Raw genomic sequence first — 16,711 nt, forward strand, 5'->3', positions numbered from 1 at the left:
TTCGGCGGACAGAGTGCGTCTGCGACCGCGTCACATTGGGTGTCCGCAGCGGAACTCACCTCGCCCCGCTCGACATCAATGTCAACGCTCCAGCAGAGAACGGCCCAATGCAGCGCGCCCCTCACGCCGTCGACTGTCCCAGATCGAGCGGATGCCAGTTCGATGCGAGTTCGCTCACCGACCTGCTCGATCGAAGCGAGCCACGTACTGTCGCTACTCCTGGCCGTCGCCAGGTGTTCGTCGTCAGCGTTTGCGTAGTCGACCTCGACACAGTCGCCGAGAGCGGCCGTCAAGTCACCTGCAGCCGGGAGCGCACGAACTTGCGCGCGCAGGCAATCGAGTATCTCGAAGTACTCCTCGGAAAGAGAGTCGACCGCTAGCTGCCGAGCTACGTCTCGATTCGACGGTCCGCAGGCGGAAACGCTCGCAGCAACTAGTCCGACGCTAGTAGCCAATGCTAAGCAGCGTCTCGTCAAGTACCTTGGCATAAAGACTCGTTCCCAACTGGTTCGGGTGCATGGAGGTTGCTGAGACAAATTGATCGTCTCCATGGGTTGCAGCAAGGCATAGTGAATTGATTCCTGGTTGCGCGTCGCACGCGCCAGGGTCTGCTGCACGGATAGGTGACGTTAGTGGTTAGTCACGCAGCCAGGTCGGCTGTCGTGGTCACTCGAATCGGATGTCGATCACCACCCGGGAGGGGTCAACGCTGCTGCTCAGGCAGTACTCAACGTCGGTGCTGCTCAGGCCGAGGTACAGCGAGCCGCCGCCTTCGAATCCGGTGAAAGCACCAGTCATGGCGACATCCTCCACTACGCCGCCGCGCGGCAGCGCCACATCGGGCGCCGGCTCATCGAGTAGTGGCGACGCGCCCGGAATGCTGACCTGAAGCAGAAACTCCCCATCCATGGGAATCACCGGACTGGGACCCTCGCTGATCGCCTCTTCGACAGCCGACGCCCATAGTTCGATCTCTCCTGAACCGCTCGTTCCCCCATCGCGGTTGAAGTTGAGGATCACGCGTTGGCCATCACTGCGGTCCTCGATCAGCACCTCTTGTAGTTCCAACCCGAGGACGTGACCATCGCGGAAGACGGCAGCGTCACTCGTTCCCAGGCTGAAGAAGCCCGTGGGCATCGTGTCCTCGAGAGCTTCTTGTGTGGGCTCAAGCGGCGGTGATGGGCTCGTCGAGTCGCCAGCGGCGGAAGGACTCGACGAACTGGTGGAGGCTGCCGTCGGTGCCGGTGGTTCCGTATCGCCTGGAGCGCAAGCAGCCATGATCGCCGTCAAACTGAAAACATGGACGGCGGCGACGAAGCGCGCCCAGGCCGGTCGCAACACCGTTTCGGCTTGTCTACGCTGCATTCGGTTCGACATTGCGACGCCCCCCGGGTCAACAATTTCGATGGTAGCAATGAGGGCGGTTGATGACTCGCCGTCGCGGATCGCAATCGCCCCGGACTCTCGATGCTGAGGAGCTGACCAGGCACAACGACTTCGTGGCCCTCATGCAAGACACGAAGCCTGGGCGACGCCACTCGGCAGGGCCACCCAGTCGCGAAGAAACAGGCCCGTAGGTCGATCCGTGTGCGGGACCAACACACTCGGAGGGGCGAGCAGGCTTGAATACCGGATGGCCCCCGCTCGCAGCGGGCGAGCGTCTGCCCGACTCGGCGTTATCCGAGATGTGCTCCGAGAGCGTTTGCCACGGCAGATGTCTCGTCGGTTCGATCGACGGAGCCGTCGAAGTCGAGCAGTTGGGTCTTGGTGCTGATCCGGCTGCCGTTGACGTGCTTGCTCCATGAGGATGCCTTCTGGACCGAGGCGGCGGGTACCTCGACGGCACGTAGGACTTCGTATGTGTGCGCGTCGAGAACTATGAACAGGCACACGTCGAAGTCCCAGGACCGGAACGGGCTGTAGAAGTGGGAACGGTTGTCACCTGTAGCGATCAGGCGAGCCTTGACCTGAACGAGCCGCCCGTCTGCAGCGCGGACGTCCCAACTCTTCTCGGACTACGGGGCGAGCGTGCCACCGTATAGGGTGGCGGCGATCCATTCGGCGAGGTCTCCGGCCGGCGCGTTCCGCGAACGGATCACCTGCCGTCTTACAAGCTCGGTAAGAATGTCGGCATACAGGCGTAGCAGTTGCAGCGTCGAGTGCGAGCGCAGATTGTGCTCATCCATTGCGTGTGTCCTCCGGTCGAGCGGTGGCAACCTCCAGCGGGCGGCAGTGTCCGCCCGACCTGGATAGTCGCATGAGCCCTCGGTTCGTCCGGGCGCGGAGGGTGTTTGTGGGGCCCCGCTGACCGATCCCCGAGCGGGTAAGTGAGACCTCGACTGCAGGCCGAGGTCTCACTGACCGAGGATAGATGCGAATGGCGCAGCTTGGACGTTCTCGGCAAGCCAGTTTACGTGACGGTCAGGTGGTGAGGTTGACGTCGTGACAGTATGGCGACAAACCTCTCAGCGACGCGAATGGATACGACTGTGGCCTATCACTACCCACCGCCAGCGGAGTGGCAGACATATCAGACACTAGTTGCCGGCTTCGCGCGGATCCTTTACGACGAGCACACAGTTGAGGAGTACGGCAGGACCGGGCAACGACAGCATGGCGTCGATGTTTTCGCTCGCGATCATGCTGGCAAGAATATAGGACTGCAGTGCAAATGGACCCATGAATCGCTGAACGAGGATGCCTTGCGGAGCGAGTGTCATAAGGCCCAAGAGTTCGTTCCGGCGTTGGACTACTTCATCCTCTGGACGACAGCCAGGCGTGATGTACATCTTCAAGACTTGGCCCACGAGTTGGATCAGTGGGGCGTGTACCCCTTCGCGCTGGGGATTCGTTTCTGGGATGACGCAATCGAGCAATTGAACCGGATGTACACGGTCGCGAGCACTTACTACGCCGAGTGGCTTGATGAACACCAGCTCACCGCTGACCACGATCATCGCCGGAAACTACGGATCGCGTTCGATCGACCGGCTTTCCATGACCCGATCTACTTAGAGCGAGACTTCGATGATCTGCTGCAGGCCGTCAGAGACACGCTCGTCTTCTTGAAGGCCGGACTCCTGTACGATCGCTATAACAGGACCCTCATCGCCCAGGCCTTGCCGTTCAGTTTGCTGAGCGACGCCAAGTACATCGAGGGCCTTGCGAAGCTGGTGTCGATGTTGACTGGTCTCGAGGCGCTCCTACGGCGCAGCGCCGCGGCGTTTGGCACGCCGATCATGACAGATCCGCGCGACGTCGAGGAGTGCGATCGAGAGCGACAGCGCATCGTCAGTAAGGTGAGTTCACTGTTGCGGTGACACTGCGGTCACCTCGAGACTTCGGCGTAGGCCGACGAGCGCGTAGATTCTGTCGCGGCGGGAGGATGCACTGACCGCAGCCTAATTCAGGTGTCGATGCCTGCCGTAGGCGCGGAAGTCTCTGACCACCACGAAGCTGCGGGGACCCCATCTCGCCCCGCCGCTGGCGACGCGCCCTCGGCCGTCCGAGTCCACTGAGGGCCAGACCGTCGTGACCATGGCGACCACCCGTCCGTGTGCCCAGTCACCGACGCGTGCAGCAGCCCCAATCACCTATCCCCACGCTCATCGGACGAGATTGGCGAAGGCCGGATTGGTGGCGTATTTCATGATTCCATCGCGGTCGAGCTCTATGCCTAGTCCGGGTCGCGCTGGGATTGGTAGGTGTCCGTTTTCGTCGAGCACCCACTCGGTTTTACTGATCTCGTCGATATAGGCTGATCCGGTCTTGTACTCGACCAGATCGGTGTCCGGGAGTGCGGAGGCGAGTTGGAGGTCAGCCGCCAGCCCTACCGCTGTGTTCCAGCCGTGCGGGATGAGGCGCGCTCCGCGTTCGGCCGCGAGCCATCCGATCTTGCGAGAGTCGCTCAAGCCGCCGCCCTTCGTAGTGTCAGGCTGAACGATGTCGAAGGCTCCCTGGAGAAGGTAGGGGACGAACGTCTGACGCCGTGTCATCACCTCGCCCCCGCTGATCGGCACGGGTGACTGGCGCCGGAGCTCGCAAAAGTCGTCGAGCATGTCAGGCGGAAGCGCTTCCTCAAACCATGCCACGCCGTAGTCTGCGAGCATCTGCGCGGTGCGCAGTGCCCACTTCAAACGTCCCGGAAAATTGGCGTCTGATCCGCCGGCGTCCACCGCCAGTAGGGCGTCGGCGCCGATCGCCGTTCGAGCGGCGGAAACGATCGCCTCGTCCGTCCGGTGGTTAACGCGCCCGAAAGGGCCCCATCCGATCTTGAAGGCGCGAAAGCCTTGGCCCAGCAGCTCGTGCAGGTGAGCGGTGAGAACTGCCGGCTCATCCATCAGCAGCGAGGCATAGGGCAGGACGGTCTCGCGATAGCGCCCGCCAAGCAGCACACCGGTCGGCAAGTCTGTCGCTTGACCTAACAGGTCCCACAAAGCTGTGTCGATCCCGCTGATGGTGTGTGTGATGGCCCCGCCGTGTCCAAGCCAGAAGGAGTTGCGGTGCAACTGCTCGGTGAGCCTCTCTGCTTGACGCGGATCCTCGCCCAGCAGGAATGGCTCCAGCGCCTCGAGGGCCCCCCGAACGAGAGTGTTGGTAGTGAAACAGCTGCCCAGGCCGATCAGGCCGCATTCGGTCTCCACAGCCACGATCGTGTGGACGACGTCGTCTGGCTGCAGTTCGGCGGCCCACCCGCCTTCGGGTGTCGCCCCTCGCAGGCCGGTTGAGTGCACCTTCGCGATCTTCACACTGCCTCCTGTTGATAATTAACTGTTGTGGATAGTCGGGACTCTAGCTCAATTCCCACCTGGTGGCGCAAGTCCGGCCTTAGGTTGCCGATCCAGCGTTGTGACAGGCTCCGCAGGGCCTTGACAGACGGTAGTTGATAGTTAATAGTTGGCGCGATCGGTAGTCCATCACTGCGCAAGGAGGCTGCATGAGTACTCACCAATCCTTCAATCGGCACCGCCGGCTCACTCGTCACGGCGTCCTGGCGGCCCTGGTCGCCGGGAGCGTCGCGGCCCTGGCTGCTTGCGGCCAAGATGCTGAGGGTGGCGAGGTGACTTTGCGCATCGGCCACACCCAGGGTGATGCGCATCCATACCAGGCCTGCGGGATCGAACACCTGCAGAGCGAGCTTGAGGCGAGCGGGACGGGTGTGTCGGTGCAGGCGTTCCCGAACGCCCAACTGGGCTCCAACGAGGACAATCTCACTGCGATCCAAGGTGGTGAGCTCGACGGCGCGATTCCGGGTGTCGGAAGCTTGAGCATCTTCGACCAACGTGTGGGAGTCCTGGAACTGGCCTTCGCCTACGACTCGCTGAACGACGTCCAGCAAGTCATGGATAGCGAATTGGGGCAGGAGATCTTCGAACCGTTGCGTGAGAGCGCGAACGTCCGAGTACTCGGACCGCTATGGCCGCTGGGAACGCGGCACGTTACAGCGAATGTCCCGGTCACCTCCCCGCAGGATCTTCAGGGCCTGAAGCTGCGATCTCAAGATACGCCGAGTAGCCGAGCGACCGTGGAAGCACTCGGCGCCTCAGCCAACCCGATTAACTTCACAGAGCTATATCTGGCTCTGTCTCAAGGAGTAGTCGACGGCCAGGAGAACCCGTTGAACCAGATCGACTTCGGCAAGTTCCAGGAGGTGCAGGAGCACCTGTCGCTAACCGGGCATGTTCAGAACGCTTCGACCCTCGTCGTCTCCGAGTCCTCCTACTCGAGCCTCACGGCCGAACAGCAAGATGCCCTCGACTCGGCGGCCAACGGAGCCCAGGAGGCTGTTGCGGCGTGCATTGCCGACATCGATGATGAACTCCTGGAAGAGTGGCGCGTCACTGACGTCATCGAGATCGTCGACGCCGAGCAGATCGACCGCGCTGCCTTCCGAGAGCAGGCGCGGCAGGTCTACAGCGACCCGCAGTATGCAGACATCGGAGGCGACCTCTACGACGACGTGGCAAGCGACTAGCTGCCATGCGCAACGTGGTCCGACTCGTCCGTCGCTCCCTGGCGGTCACTTCGCTGAGTGTCGCCGGTGCGCTCGTTGCGGGCGTCTTCGTGGTCGTCATCGCCCAGGTGTTCTCGCGTTTCGTCCTGGGCAGCCCGCTTGACGGCACCGACGAGTTGGCCCGCCTCATCTTCGTCTGGCTCACCTTCGTCGGGGCTGGTTCGATAGCCGCGACTCAAGCCGGGCACATTGCTGCTTCGGCGCTGACCAGGAAGAGGGGCGGTCTCCCAGCGCCCATGGTCGTCGTGGTCCAACGCGCGATGGTGTTCCTCGCCTGCCTAGTCATCACCTACGCCACAGCCGGCACGGTCAAACTGTCAGCGCTGCAGGTCTCCACATCTCTCGGCGTGTCGATGAGTTGGCTCTACCTGGCTCCCTTGATCGGGATGGGACTCATCGCCATCCATCAACTCATCAACCCGATCCGAGCTGAAGATGAGGAATCCGGGGAACCGGAGACAATGATATGACGTTACTGCTCGTTCTTGTCGCCTTTCTCGTACTGTTGCTGGTCGGTGTTCCTATCGCATTCGCCATCTTCATTCCGAGCCTGGCCTACTTCGTCCTGAGCCCGAACACCTCGTTAGCGAGCGTCGCTCCCACGATCGTGTCAAGCATTGACAGTTTCCCATTGGTCGCAGTGCCGATGTTCTTGCTACTCGGCGCGATCGCCGGCCGTACTTCGGCAACTGAGAAGATCTTCAACTTCGCCGAGAGCGCGCTGGGAAACGTCCGAGGGAATCTGGGCTACGTCAACATCGGCACGAGTCTCGGCTTCTCCTGGATATCAGGATCAGCCATTTCCGATGCTGCTGCGCTGAGCAAGATATTGGTGCCGAACATGGTGCGTCGGGGTTACCCACGCACCTACAGTCTCGGCATCACGGCGGCGTCCTCGGTCATATCGCCGATAATGCCCCCGAGTATCGCCGCAGTGCTCTACGCGGTCGTCAGCGGCGTGTCACTGGGCGGGATGCTCCTGGCCGGGATCGGCCCTGCGCTCCTGATCACCGCCATCCTGTGCATGTATACCTGGCTTTGGGCGCGGTTCACAAAGGCTCCTATTGATAGCGAATCCTCGGACGGCCCCGGTAGATGGCGCACTCTGCGCGCCGTACTGCCGGTCTTCGGGGCTCCGGTGATCTTGATTGGTGGGATTCTGGGCGGCGTATTTACCCCTACGGAAGCTTCGGCGGTGGCCGTGCTCTACCTCCTCCTGCTGGGCTTAATCGAGAAGAAGATCAACCCGAGGGCGCTCGGGTCGGCCCTGGCCGAGACCGGAAGGACTGTAGGGTCGATCATGCTGATCGTTGCTGCAGCCTCACTTTTCGGCCGTATCGTCACTCTCGAGGATGGAGCGCGCTTACTGTCCGAGTTCCTCTTATCACTCACCGAGAATCCTCTTGTATTTTTGCTGATTGTCAATGTTCTGCTTCTGGTGGTCGGGATGGTCCTTGAAGCTGGCGCAGCCATTCTTTTGCTGGTGCCGATACTCCTTCCCATTGCCGCGCAGTACGGAATCGATCCGCTGCACTTCGGGTGCATCGTAATTCTCAACTTGCTCATCGGTCTCCTAACCCCGCCGCTGGGGTTATTGACTTACGTGCTAAGCGCTAGCACTAACGTACCGATCGCTGAAGTCTTCCGATCTGTCGCCGTCGTTCTAATTCCATTGATAATAGGCCTGTTTTTGGTGACCTACATTCCCATCATCAGCCTGTGGATACCGAACCTCTAGAAGGGAATCACCGGTGAGTGTAATGACTGCGACGGGCCCCGTCGCTGCCAACGAACTGGGCCAGACGTTGATGCACGAGCACATTTACGTCAATCTCATGCGTGAGTTTCGCGGTACCGGGCTCCTCAACGATCATCAGGAAGCCGTCGAGGAGTTAGCCGCCTTCGCCGCACTGGGCGGCGGCACCATAGTTGATGCAACCCCAGCGGAACTGTCCGCAGGTGCCGCTCCTGACCCGGGCGGGTGGCGCGATCCCGCACCCCCGGAGTCCGAGTTGAGTCCGGCATCACGCACGGCGACGAATGCGCTAGCGCTGCGGGACTTGTCGGAACAGACTGGCGTGCGCATCGTGCTCGGTACGGGCCACTATCGCGACCCCCACCTGACTCGAACCATAGTGCAGAGTCGGGACCCGGAAGAGGTAGCTGAACAACTGATCTTGGACATCAGGGAAGGATTCGCCGGCACCGGCGTGAGGGCTGGGATCATCGGCGAGGTCGGTGCCGAGCGCTGGTTTATCTCGGAGCTCGAGCACCGTTCGTTCCTTGCGGCTGCTCGCGCGCACCGCTGTACAGCGCTACCTGTCACCACGCATGCGGCCCGCTGGCCGAACGGGTTGCTGCAGCTCGATCTGCTCGCAGAATACGGCGTTCCGCCGGAGGCGGCCATCATCGGTCACTGCGACACCGTCCCTATCCCTGAGTATCATCAAGCGCTAGCCGCTCGTGGGGCGTATGTGCAGTTCGATACCTTCCGGCACGCTTCAGGTCCCCATTTCGAGCGCAGAGTGGATTTCATCCTCAAACTGGTCGCCGCAGGTTTCGCGGACCAGATCCTCGTTTCCCACGACGTCTGCGAGACGACACATCTGCGTAGCAACGGCGGACAAGGATTCACCGCCATCCCCTCTGCCCTTCGTCAGCGCTTGGAAGATCTCGACATGCCCGAGGTCTACCAAGCCATCATGGTGACGAACCCAAGCCGTGTCTTCGGAGGCTGAGATGACGATCCGTACCTGGGCTGGCCCGGCCCATGTCCCCAATCTCATTGAGCGCACTGCCGCGCTGGGCGTCGTGGAAGTCTCCCTGCAGGAGGAACCGGAACTGCTGATCTGGACCGAGCACGCCGAGGCGGCCAGACTTGCGGAGATCTTGAACCGCACACCCAGCGTGCGTTGGGTGCAACTGCCCTCGGCTGGCGTAGAAGACTTTATTGACGCCCGGGCGCTGGACCGTACGGACGTCGCTTATGCTTCATGTCGTGGCGCATTCGCTGTACCAGTGGCAGAACACGCGATCATGCTGCTGCTGGCGGTCCTGAGAAACCTGAAGACCCGTGCCAGATCCCAAACTTGGGGCAGCCAGAGTGGACAGTTGCTCGCCGGCTCGCGCGTACTGATCGTCGGAGCAGGTGGGGTCGGCCTCAGGACAGCGAGCCTCCTGCAAGCCTTCCATGCCGAGGTCAATCTCATTGGACGAACGGCTCGAAGGGTGCAGATCGACGGTGCTATTCACTACGTCCGTGCGTTCGAACACCTGGACCATCTGTTGGACCGCCACAACATACTGATCCTGGCATGTCCGGTGACAGCCCATACCCGAGGGCTGATCGGCCGCACTCAACTAGAACGGCTGGATCGAGGAGCTCACCTCGTGAATGTTGGCCGCGGCCCGGTGTTAGACACCCAGGCTCTCCTCTGGGCACTCGACGAAGGGCACCTGCACGGTGCCGGCTTGGACGTCACAGACCCCGAACCGCTCCCCATAGGCCACCCGCTATGGGACAGAGATGATGTACTCATCACCCCGCACACGGCCGATACCCTGGAGATGGTGGAACCGCTCTTCATCGAGCGCACAGTCGCTAACGTCCAGCGGCTGGGCACGGGGCAGCCACTCCTGGGAGAGGTCTCCCTCAGCAATGGATACTAAAGCCGGTGTTGCCACGAAGCTCGGGCGCCACGGTCCCCGATTCGTGACCGCGTCAGAGAGACTAGCCAGATGATCAGGTCCAAGATGAGGAGGGGACGATGTTAGAGAGTCGCCTCGGGCCTTCGTCGCTACTCCGGGTGCCTGCGGGTGCGGTCGTTGCCGATGTGCTACGCGATGCAATCGTGGAGGGTCGGCTACGGCCCGGCGATCGGTTGAAGCAGGAAGACCTCATGCAGTACTTCGGGGTGAGCGTCGGACCCGTGCGCGAGTCTCTGCGCACCCTAGAGAGCGAGGGGATCGTTGTTTCGGCGGCCCGCCGAGGATACCTGGTCTCCGACGTAACCCTTGAGGAGGTGGAGTTCCTCTTACCTATACGACTGGTCCTAGAGCAAGCCGCATTCACTCAATTGCAGCAAACCCTCGACGAGGATGTGCTGCGCGCCCTGCGTCAAAGAATCGAAGAGATTCGCGACGGGGCGAGCAACAATAGCATTCGTCAGGTCAACGAGGCCGACCAGGCCTTTCACGAGGCAGTTGTCCTTTCCTGCTCCCGCTCCCCTCAGGCCGTCCGGCTGTGGCGACTTATTATGCCTCGCGTGCGGATGTTGTTCAATATGCTTACTCCGATGCACCGGACGCTGTCTGCCGTTGCCCAAGAACACGAAATTCTAGTCCAAGCTGTCGAAAGCGGATCTCAAATCCTCCTTCAGACCGAACTGGACAAACACATCCGGACTCAGCCGCAAACACTCTTACAGGCCAAGATTGCCTCTCCTGGGCACTGAACTTCCTTGGGCGCCCGGCCCTGGAAACCGTCCGATTTGGCGTTCTGAGTCCTCCCCTTGCAGGGTCAACAACGCTACCGTCCGGCCGTCTGCCGGGTTGCGGGTGGGCGACTCCTTCGCACGAGACCGTGGCGCTACCTGGACCTTCATCCTCGGCGTCCCTCACGATGACTGCGTGACCAACGAACGCGCGCTCGTACGAGCATTCGAGAGCGTGCGCGACTTGCCGTACGACACAACTGCTGCCCACGATGCAGCCGGCTTGCGTGCGCGTGGTCGTGGGAACTGCGTCGCGAAAGCGGCCCTTCTTGCCGAGGAGCTGAGCAGGTTCGGCGCCACTTGCCGCTTGGTCTCCTGGGAGTACGAGCTGCCCATCTTGGTGGCGGTGCAGCGCGATCTGTCCTTCACCTCTGACATCCACACGGCAGTCCAGGTGCGCGTCGATGACCGCTGGATCGTTGTGGATGCGACCCACGACCCAGCTCTCGCCAACCTCGGCCTCACCGTGGGTCGATGGGACGGACGAGCAGCGACAGAACCCGCGTATCAGCCGGTTGATCCTGTCGTCCCGCACGGCCCATATGGCCTCTCGAAATCGCCGCTTGATTCCGTGATGGCGCGGATCGGCCATCAGGTGGAGGCGACTGGCCCCGATCTGATCGCGCAGTACCAGCGTGATCTGAACGTGTTGTTCGAGCTCGCCCGGGCATAGCCGGCTGCGGTGATCTCCTCGCTCAGGGGCCCCTGCGGCGTGTGCGGAGATCGTTCGGAATGCTCAGGTCGTCCCTCCGGTCATCGCCTCCTTGGCCGGTAGTGGCCAAGGGCATGAAGTGGCCACTGGAAGGCGTTGTGCGGGCGTGTAGCGGGCTTCTAGGGTCGTGAGGTTCGGTTGTCGAGGCGGTCGGGGTGGGTTCGTGCGTTGTCGTGGTGTGGGGGTGGCCGGTGTGCTGGGGTTGGCGTTGCTGGGGGCGGTGGCAACGGCCGGGCCGGCCGTGGCTGCGGTGGATCCGGTCGAGCACACCGTCGATGTGACTGAGGTGGGTCCGGGATCGTGGCAGGTACCCGAACTCGCGTCCGAGGTGCAGGTGACGTTGCGTGGTGCGGCGGGCGAACTCTGCGAGAGGTCCGGTGGCTCAGCTCCTGGTGGTGCCGGTGGTGTCGTGGCCCTGGCATTGAGTGAGGACGTGGCCGGGAGCGAGTTGTCCTACACGGTCGGTGCGGTCGGTGGCGGTAGCCCCGAGCGCGAGGATGGATCGCCCAACTACCGTGGCGGCGCCGGCACTGCCGTGGCGACCGATGACGGACTGCTGGCCGTGGTCGGCGGAGGCGGCGGGGGCGCCGCCACCCACGACTCCTATGATATTGGCACCGGCGAAAACCCCTTCGTTGGGTGTGTGGCTGGCGGTGCTGGTGGGGTGGCGACCTCGCCGGGGGTCGGTGCTGGTCAGGCGGGGTTGGGTAGCGACTTGTTCGACTCCCACGCCCCAGGTGACGGCGGTACCGAGACCGGTGGCCAACCAGACCCCGAGGCGTCGTTCCACGAGAACTCGATTTACGGGGGGCAGGCAGGCGAGGACGGGCCACCTTCGCTCGTCGACGGGTCCATCAGCCTCAGCGCCGGCGGGTACGGTGGGCACATCGGTGGTGGCGGCGGGTCCGGGTACGCCGGCGGCGCTGGCGGCACCTTCGACTACGCCACGGTTGACGACTCTGCTGTTGACGACCTCGGCGCCGGTGGTGGTGGGTCGGGTTTCCTGGTCGATGACCCGCGGGTCAGTGCCGTGCCCGGTTCAGCCGGCACGAACCACGGGGCCGGGTCGATCACGATCACCTACCTGATGCCTGGCCCAGCTACCGCGGCCGACGCCGACGTTGAGACCGGCTACGGCGACAGGTCTGTGCGGGTGACCCCGGAGGTGGACGGTGCCACCATCCTGAGCCTGAACGACGAGCCCGAATTCGGGCAAGCGGACGTGGAGGACCTGGACCTGGTCTACACCCCGGATTCGGACTTCGTAGGCACCGACTCCTTCACCTACACCGCTAGCGGACCAGGCGGGGACAGCGACCCGGCAACGGTGACCATCATCGTGGCCGCCCCCGATCTCACCGTCGGCGGCGACTTGCCGGAGGCTATTCAGGGCCACTCGTACGAGCACACTCTCACCGTGACCGGTGGCACCGAGCCACACGAGTTCACTGCCGAGGACCTACCCGAGGGCATCGCCCTTGACGATGGGGGGCTGACCGGGAACCCGACGGCGGCCGGGGAGCATCCGATCACGGTCACGGTCGCTGATTCCAGCCGCCCCGAGGCCGTCACCACCACCGTGGAGCTGGTGCTGCACGTGCACTCCAACCAGTTCGAGGCACCCGCTAGCGCCGAGGCCGGTACCGACATCACCCTGACCGGCACCGATCTGCCTGACGGGGACTACGACATTGTGCTCCGCTCGGACCCGGTCACCCTGGGCCAGACCACTATCACCGGCGGTGTGCTGGAGGCCGAGGTCACCATCGCGGCCGAGACCAGTACCGGGGAGCACACCCTCGAACTGGTGCGCGAGGGCGTGGTCATCGGCACGCATCCCCTGGAGGTCACCGCTCCACCGGCCGCCGACCCCACCCCGGAGCCGGAGCCCACCACCGAGACCGAGCCGGAACCCACACCAGAGACGCAGCCGCAGAACAAACTCCCCGAAACCGGCGCCACCTGGACCACCCCCGCCGTCCTGGCACTACTCCTCATCGCCAGTGGCGCTGCTGCACTGGGCGTCCGCCGTATACGCTCCACCGGCTGACCCAACCAGCGCCCGCCGGCATCCCATCGTGCCCACGGTCGCCTCTGCTGGTGGCTCTTCCTCGCTCGGAAGCACGGCCGCCGCCACCCTCACGCGCTGTGCCCAGGTGGTCGCTCCGCGGTCCTGGTACCGGGCGCTCATCGCCTCCAGAACAGGTGATGCCGTACGCCGCTCGGGCTCGGTACCACCTCGAGGTGGAAACGCTCGAGCAGTTCCTCGGGGGTGTGCCACAGCCGGACGCCTGATCCGAGCTCGACGTCGGACACCGCGATGTGCATCGTGTCGATCAGATCGGCGTCGAGGAACTGGCGGATAGTGGTTGCACCGCCGCCGAGCCGGACGTCCTGACCTTGAGCCGCCGCCTTGGCCCGGTCCAGCGCTTCCGCCGGCCTGGCATTCAGGAAGTGGAAGGTGGTGTCGGAGAGAGTGAAGGACGGTCGTTCGTGGTGGGTGAGCACGAACACCGGCGTGTGGAACGGGGGCTCGTCGCCCCACCAGCCCTGCCACTCGTGGTCCCGCCACGGCCCGCGCTGCGGTCCGAACTTGTTGCGCCCCATGATTTCGGCGCCGATGTTTCGCGCGAAGTCGCGGGTGAAGTAGTCATCGAGACCGCGGGTTCCGCCGGGGTCGGCGCGGTTGGGCCAGCTGGCCGTGGCCCCGGCCCAGGCGAACATGTCGCCGGGGTTCGCGTGGCCGAAGGGCCGTTCCAGGGACTGGTCCTCACCGGCGCCGAATCCGTCGCGCGAGAGGTTGAAGCAATGGACTCTGAGCAGCTGATCCATGTGAACTCTTCCGTGCTCTTTGCGTGTGGTTATCGAGGTAGGTGTGTGGTCTCGAGGTACGCCGCCAGGGCGTCCAAAGTCGAGGCGAGGCCTTCCGCGGCACGCTCGGTCTGAAGCTCGTGCGGCAGTGACCGTTGATGGACAGTGATGCACGTGTCGTCACCCACGCCACGCAACGTGATGGTCGTCCTGATCCCGGTGCGCGGCTCGTCGAACACCATCTCCTGCGGTGCTGCGAGCCGTCGGTAGCGGAAATGGAGTCGATGTCTGGACCCGTCAGGCGCTTGGGTGTCGAGAGCGAATCCTCCTCCGGTGCGCAGGTCGACCGCCACTGACTCCGGTGGCACCGCGGCGTGAGTGCCGCCCCAAAACGCTGCGAGACTCGCTGGCCGGGTGAACGCCTCCCAGACTTGTTCAGGTGTCGCTCGTAGGCGACGCTCAGCGATCAGCTCGCCATCGCGAAACTGCGGCGTGCCCGCGGTCACTGTCTCTCCTCCGAGTGTTCGAGGTGTGCTTCAAGCGCATCGAGCCGGTCGTTCCATTCGCGGCGTTGATCGTCGATCCACGTGCTCAATCGATCGAGCTCCCCGATGTTCAGCCGACAAGGCCGACGCGTTCCGTCACGAGACTGGTCGACCAAACCGGCCCGGCGCAGGACTGCCACGTGGTGTGAGATCGCCTGAGGCGTGAGCGCGAATGGCTTGGCCAGCTCCTTCACGGTGGCCTCGCCCGCCACCAGGCGGTTCACCAATCTCCGCCGCACCGGGTCTGCAAGAGCGGCAAACGCGGCGTCCAGTGCCGGGTCCGCGTGGGCCAGTGACGAGCGCATGCCTCGACACTACAACAAACATGTGCTTGCGCAAATAGTTACTTGTGGATGCGAGCGGTTGTGAAGACGTTGCTTGGCCCGGTCGCCCAGAATGATCAACGGAATTGGCCGTGTTGGAGTCGGGCAACTGGCCGAATCGGTTTGTTAGCACCGGCGAGCCGTGCGTTAAGCGTTCACGACTGCCAGCGGCCCCGAGCAGAGCGGCCGATCGTCAGCGCGAGGCCGTCGCCCGCCCTGCCTGCCGACGTCCCGCCAGCACCAGCCCCACGAACGCGATCGCTGCGGCGAGCATGACCACCCCGTTGCCGGCGAGCACCAGCGTCCACCCATGACCGAACCCATCGACGGCGACCGAGCGGCTGATCGCGGCGACGTCACCAGTGGCGAGGCTGTCCGCCGTCCGCGGTCCGACGCGGGCGGCGATCGCGACCACCAGGCCCGCACCGAAGAGGGCGAGCACGATCGAGGTCGAACCGGCGCGCACCGTGTTCAGCAGGCCCGAGGCCATGCCGATGCGGTCGTGGTCGATGCGTGACATCAGCTGGGCGTCACTGAGCGCGGTCAGCGAGCCGATCGCGACGCCGAGGGCCGCCGTCGGGATGAGCGCCACCCACACCTCGCCGACCGTGGCCAGCAAACCGAAGGTGAGGTACGCCGTCGCAGCGAGCACAAGGCAACTGGCGGCGATCTTCGGGGCGGAACCACCGCGGTTCACCCAGCGGGAGACGATCATCGGCACTACGAACAGCGGGATGGTGAACGCGAGCATCCAGGTGCCGGCGGCGGCCGCGTTCAGCTCGTGCACCACCAGCAGGTAGGTGGGCAGATACACCGCGAACCCGGCCATGCCCGCCCCCGCCATCACGGCGCTGATCAGCCATGCTGAGGCGATCCGGTCACGCAGCAGGCTCAGCTCCAGCAGCGGCGCCGAGACGCGCAGCGCGCGCACGATGAATAGGGTCAGCACCACGCCCGCGCCCACGAGCTGGCCACCGCCCACCACCGTGTTGCCGGAGGTCATCGTCGAGATGCCCAGCAGCAGCAGGCTCAGGCCCACGATCAGCATCAGCGCGCCGATCAGGTCGAACGGGCGCGGCTTCTCCGCCCGGGACTCCTTGATGAAGAAGGTGCTCACCACCATCAACACCGAGGCGCCCGCGAGCACGCCGAACGTGCCGCGCCACCCAACCGCGTCCACGATCCAGCCCGCGGCCGAGGGCCCGATCGCCATCCCGATCCCACCCGCAGCACCGCACAGAGCGAACGCCTTCACCCGGTCCGGGCCGGTGAAGGAGGTCGTCAGGACCGCCGCACCGCAGGCCATCAAACCTGCCGATCCCACACCCGCGCTGATCCGGGCTGCATTGAGTATCAGGATGGTGGGGGCGATCGCCGAGAGCGCGATGCCGGCGGTGTAGACACTGGCGGCCACCCGCAGCACCAGCCGCCGCCCGAACCGGTCACCGAGGGCACCGGCGATGAGCACCAGACAGGTGGTGGCGAGCAGATACCCGGTCACGAACCACTGCATCGCGGCCGGGCCGGCCTGCAATTCGGCGGAGATCCTCGGCAGCGAGATCGCCGTGCCCGAGGTGGTCAGCGAGCCCACCACATACCCGGACAGCACACAGAACAATGCCGCCCACTGGCGGGCCGTCCACCGCGCAGCCGGCGCGCGGCGAGCCGGGCGCCGTCGGACCCGAGGCCGGACGAGCCGGCGCGGCGAGTCGTGCTGAACCGATGAAGTCACGGACCACCATTCTACCGGCGCACCCTCCGCGCGGTCGAAACGTTTTTGGTCACACCGCGGCGTACCCCGATGAGAGGCGAGT

16 protein-coding genes are annotated in these 16,711 nt (G+C 63.9%); 9 read left to right on the forward strand and 7 right to left on the reverse strand.

Translation table 11 applies throughout. The features are described 5' to 3' along the window. Window positions 1–666: 666 nt before the first annotated feature. Entirely contained in the window at window positions 667–1,377 is a 711-nt protein-coding gene (locus tag LQF10_RS00335; RefSeq protein WP_231065526.1) for an AMIN-like domain-containing (lipo)protein, read from the reverse strand. Between the two features lie 638 nt (window positions 1,378–2,015). Beyond that, window positions 2,016–2,186 carry a hypothetical protein gene (locus tag LQF10_RS00340; RefSeq protein WP_231065527.1) on the reverse strand — a complete coding sequence of 57 codons (171 nt, stop codon included), beginning with the start codon at window positions 2,184–2,186 and terminating at the stop codon, window positions 2,016–2,018. A 303-nt stretch (window positions 2,187–2,489) separates the two neighbouring features. Between LQF10_RS00340 and LQF10_RS00345 the strand changes: the two genes are divergently transcribed. Then, complete coding sequence (locus LQF10_RS00345; protein ID WP_231065528.1) at window positions 2,490–3,320, forward strand: hypothetical protein; 831 nt, start codon at window positions 2,490–2,492, stop codon at window positions 3,318–3,320. 285 nt (window positions 3,321–3,605) lie between these two features. Here LQF10_RS00345 and LQF10_RS00350 read toward each other — a convergent pair whose 3' ends face one another. Then, window positions 3,606–4,643: a mandelate racemase/muconate lactonizing enzyme family protein gene (locus LQF10_RS00350; RefSeq protein WP_231065529.1), complete on the reverse strand. Its 1,038-nt coding sequence runs from the start codon at window positions 4,641–4,643 to the stop codon at window positions 3,606–3,608. Between the two features lie 293 nt (window positions 4,644–4,936). Between LQF10_RS00350 and LQF10_RS00355 the strand changes: the two genes are divergently transcribed. The 8 genes from LQF10_RS00355 to LQF10_RS00390 all read left to right on the forward strand — a co-directional run bounded on the left by LQF10_RS00355 (window position 4,937) and on the right by LQF10_RS00390 (window position 13,268). Continuing rightward, the gene (locus tag LQF10_RS00355; protein ID WP_231065530.1) at window positions 4,937–5,974 is read left to right on the forward strand and encodes a TRAP transporter substrate-binding protein; all 1,038 of its coding nucleotides are present in this window, start codon (window positions 4,937–4,939) and stop codon (window positions 5,972–5,974) included. 5 nt (window positions 5,975–5,979) lie between these two features. Continuing rightward, a complete protein-coding gene (locus LQF10_RS00360; RefSeq protein WP_231065531.1) occupies window positions 5,980–6,483 on the forward strand; it encodes a TRAP transporter small permease in 504 nt (167 codons plus the stop codon). Then, the gene (locus tag LQF10_RS00365; RefSeq protein ID WP_231065532.1) at window positions 6,480–7,751 is read left to right on the forward strand and encodes a TRAP transporter large permease; all 1,272 of its coding nucleotides are present in this window, start codon (window positions 6,480–6,482) and stop codon (window positions 7,749–7,751) included. Before LQF10_RS00360 ends, LQF10_RS00365 begins: the two co-directional genes overlap by 4 nt. Before the next feature lie 22 nt (window positions 7,752–7,773). Further along, window positions 7,774–8,751: a phosphotriesterase family protein gene (locus LQF10_RS00370; RefSeq protein WP_231065533.1), complete on the forward strand. Its 978-nt coding sequence runs from the start codon at window positions 7,774–7,776 to the stop codon at window positions 8,749–8,751. Window position 8,752: 1 nt separating this feature from the next. Continuing rightward, window positions 8,753–9,682, forward strand: coding sequence for an NAD(P)-dependent oxidoreductase (locus tag LQF10_RS00375; protein ID WP_231065534.1), 930 nt, complete (start codon window positions 8,753–8,755; stop codon window positions 9,680–9,682). A 98-nt stretch (window positions 9,683–9,780) separates the two neighbouring features. Next, window positions 9,781–10,467 carry a GntR family transcriptional regulator gene (locus LQF10_RS00380; RefSeq protein WP_231065535.1) on the forward strand — a complete coding sequence of 229 codons (687 nt, stop codon included), beginning with the start codon at window positions 9,781–9,783 and terminating at the stop codon, window positions 10,465–10,467. Between the two features lie 175 nt (window positions 10,468–10,642). Continuing rightward, on the forward strand, window positions 10,643–11,179 hold the full coding sequence (locus LQF10_RS00385; RefSeq protein WP_231065536.1) for a transglutaminase-like domain-containing protein: 537 nt from the start codon (window positions 10,643–10,645) through the stop codon (window positions 11,177–11,179). Between the two features lie 223 nt (window positions 11,180–11,402). Continuing rightward, entirely contained in the window at window positions 11,403–13,268 is a 1,866-nt protein-coding gene (locus tag LQF10_RS00390) for an Ig-like domain-containing protein (RefSeq protein WP_231065537.1), read from the forward strand. A gap of 137 nt (window positions 13,269–13,405) precedes the next feature. Here LQF10_RS00390 and LQF10_RS00395 read toward each other — a convergent pair whose 3' ends face one another. The 4 genes from LQF10_RS00395 to LQF10_RS00410 all read right to left on the reverse strand — a co-directional run bounded on the left by LQF10_RS00395 (window position 13,406) and on the right by LQF10_RS00410 (window position 16,629). Continuing rightward, complete coding sequence (locus tag LQF10_RS00395) at window positions 13,406–14,050, reverse strand: dihydrofolate reductase family protein (protein ID WP_231065538.1); 645 nt, start codon at window positions 14,048–14,050, stop codon at window positions 13,406–13,408. 29 nt (window positions 14,051–14,079) lie between these two features. Then, window positions 14,080–14,535 carry an SRPBCC family protein gene (locus LQF10_RS00400; RefSeq protein ID WP_231065539.1) on the reverse strand — a complete coding sequence of 152 codons (456 nt, stop codon included), beginning with the start codon at window positions 14,533–14,535 and terminating at the stop codon, window positions 14,080–14,082. Beyond that, window positions 14,532–14,879 carry an ArsR/SmtB family transcription factor gene (locus LQF10_RS00405; protein ID WP_354002609.1) on the reverse strand — a complete coding sequence of 116 codons (348 nt, stop codon included), beginning with the start codon at window positions 14,877–14,879 and terminating at the stop codon, window positions 14,532–14,534. Before LQF10_RS00405 ends, LQF10_RS00400 begins: the two co-directional genes overlap by 4 nt. Before the next feature lie 211 nt (window positions 14,880–15,090). Then, a complete protein-coding gene (locus tag LQF10_RS00410; protein ID WP_231065540.1) occupies window positions 15,091–16,629 on the reverse strand; it encodes an MFS transporter in 1,539 nt (512 codons plus the stop codon). Window positions 16,630–16,711 lie beyond the last annotated feature (82 nt).

Origin of the sequence: Ruania halotolerans (assembly GCF_021049285.1) — a bacterium.
In the GTDB taxonomy this organism is placed as follows: Bacteria; Actinomycetota; Actinomycetes; order Actinomycetales; family Beutenbergiaceae; genus Ruania; species Ruania halotolerans.

Excerpts from the sequence above, each read along its gene's own strand:
- LQF10_RS00370 (WP_231065533.1), top strand. The coding sequence starts at position 7,774 with ATGACTGCGACGGGCCCCGTCGCTGCCAACGAACTGGGCCAGACGTTG.
- LQF10_RS00340 (WP_231065527.1), bottom strand. The coding sequence starts at position 2,186 with ATGGATGAGCACAATCTGCGCTCGCACTCGACGCTGCAACTGCTACGC.
- LQF10_RS00365 (WP_231065532.1), top strand. The coding sequence starts at position 6,480 with ATGACGTTACTGCTCGTTCTTGTCGCCTTTCTCGTACTGTTGCTGGTC.
- LQF10_RS00355 (WP_231065530.1), top strand. The coding sequence starts at position 4,937 with ATGAGTACTCACCAATCCTTCAATCGGCACCGCCGGCTCACTCGTCAC.
- LQF10_RS00360 (WP_231065531.1), top strand. The coding sequence starts at position 5,980 with ATGCGCAACGTGGTCCGACTCGTCCGTCGCTCCCTGGCGGTCACTTCG.
- LQF10_RS00380 (WP_231065535.1), top strand. The coding sequence starts at position 9,781 with ATGTTAGAGAGTCGCCTCGGGCCTTCGTCGCTACTCCGGGTGCCTGCG.
- LQF10_RS00395 (WP_231065538.1), bottom strand. The coding sequence starts at position 14,050 with ATGGATCAGCTGCTCAGAGTCCATTGCTTCAACCTCTCGCGCGACGGA.
- LQF10_RS00335 (WP_231065526.1), bottom strand. The coding sequence starts at position 1,377 with ATGTCGAACCGAATGCAGCGTAGACAAGCCGAAACGGTGTTGCGACCG.
- LQF10_RS00375 (WP_231065534.1), top strand. The coding sequence starts at position 8,753 with ATGACGATCCGTACCTGGGCTGGCCCGGCCCATGTCCCCAATCTCATT.
- LQF10_RS00405 (WP_354002609.1), bottom strand. The coding sequence starts at position 14,879 with ATGCGCTCGTCACTGGCCCACGCGGACCCGGCACTGGACGCCGCGTTT.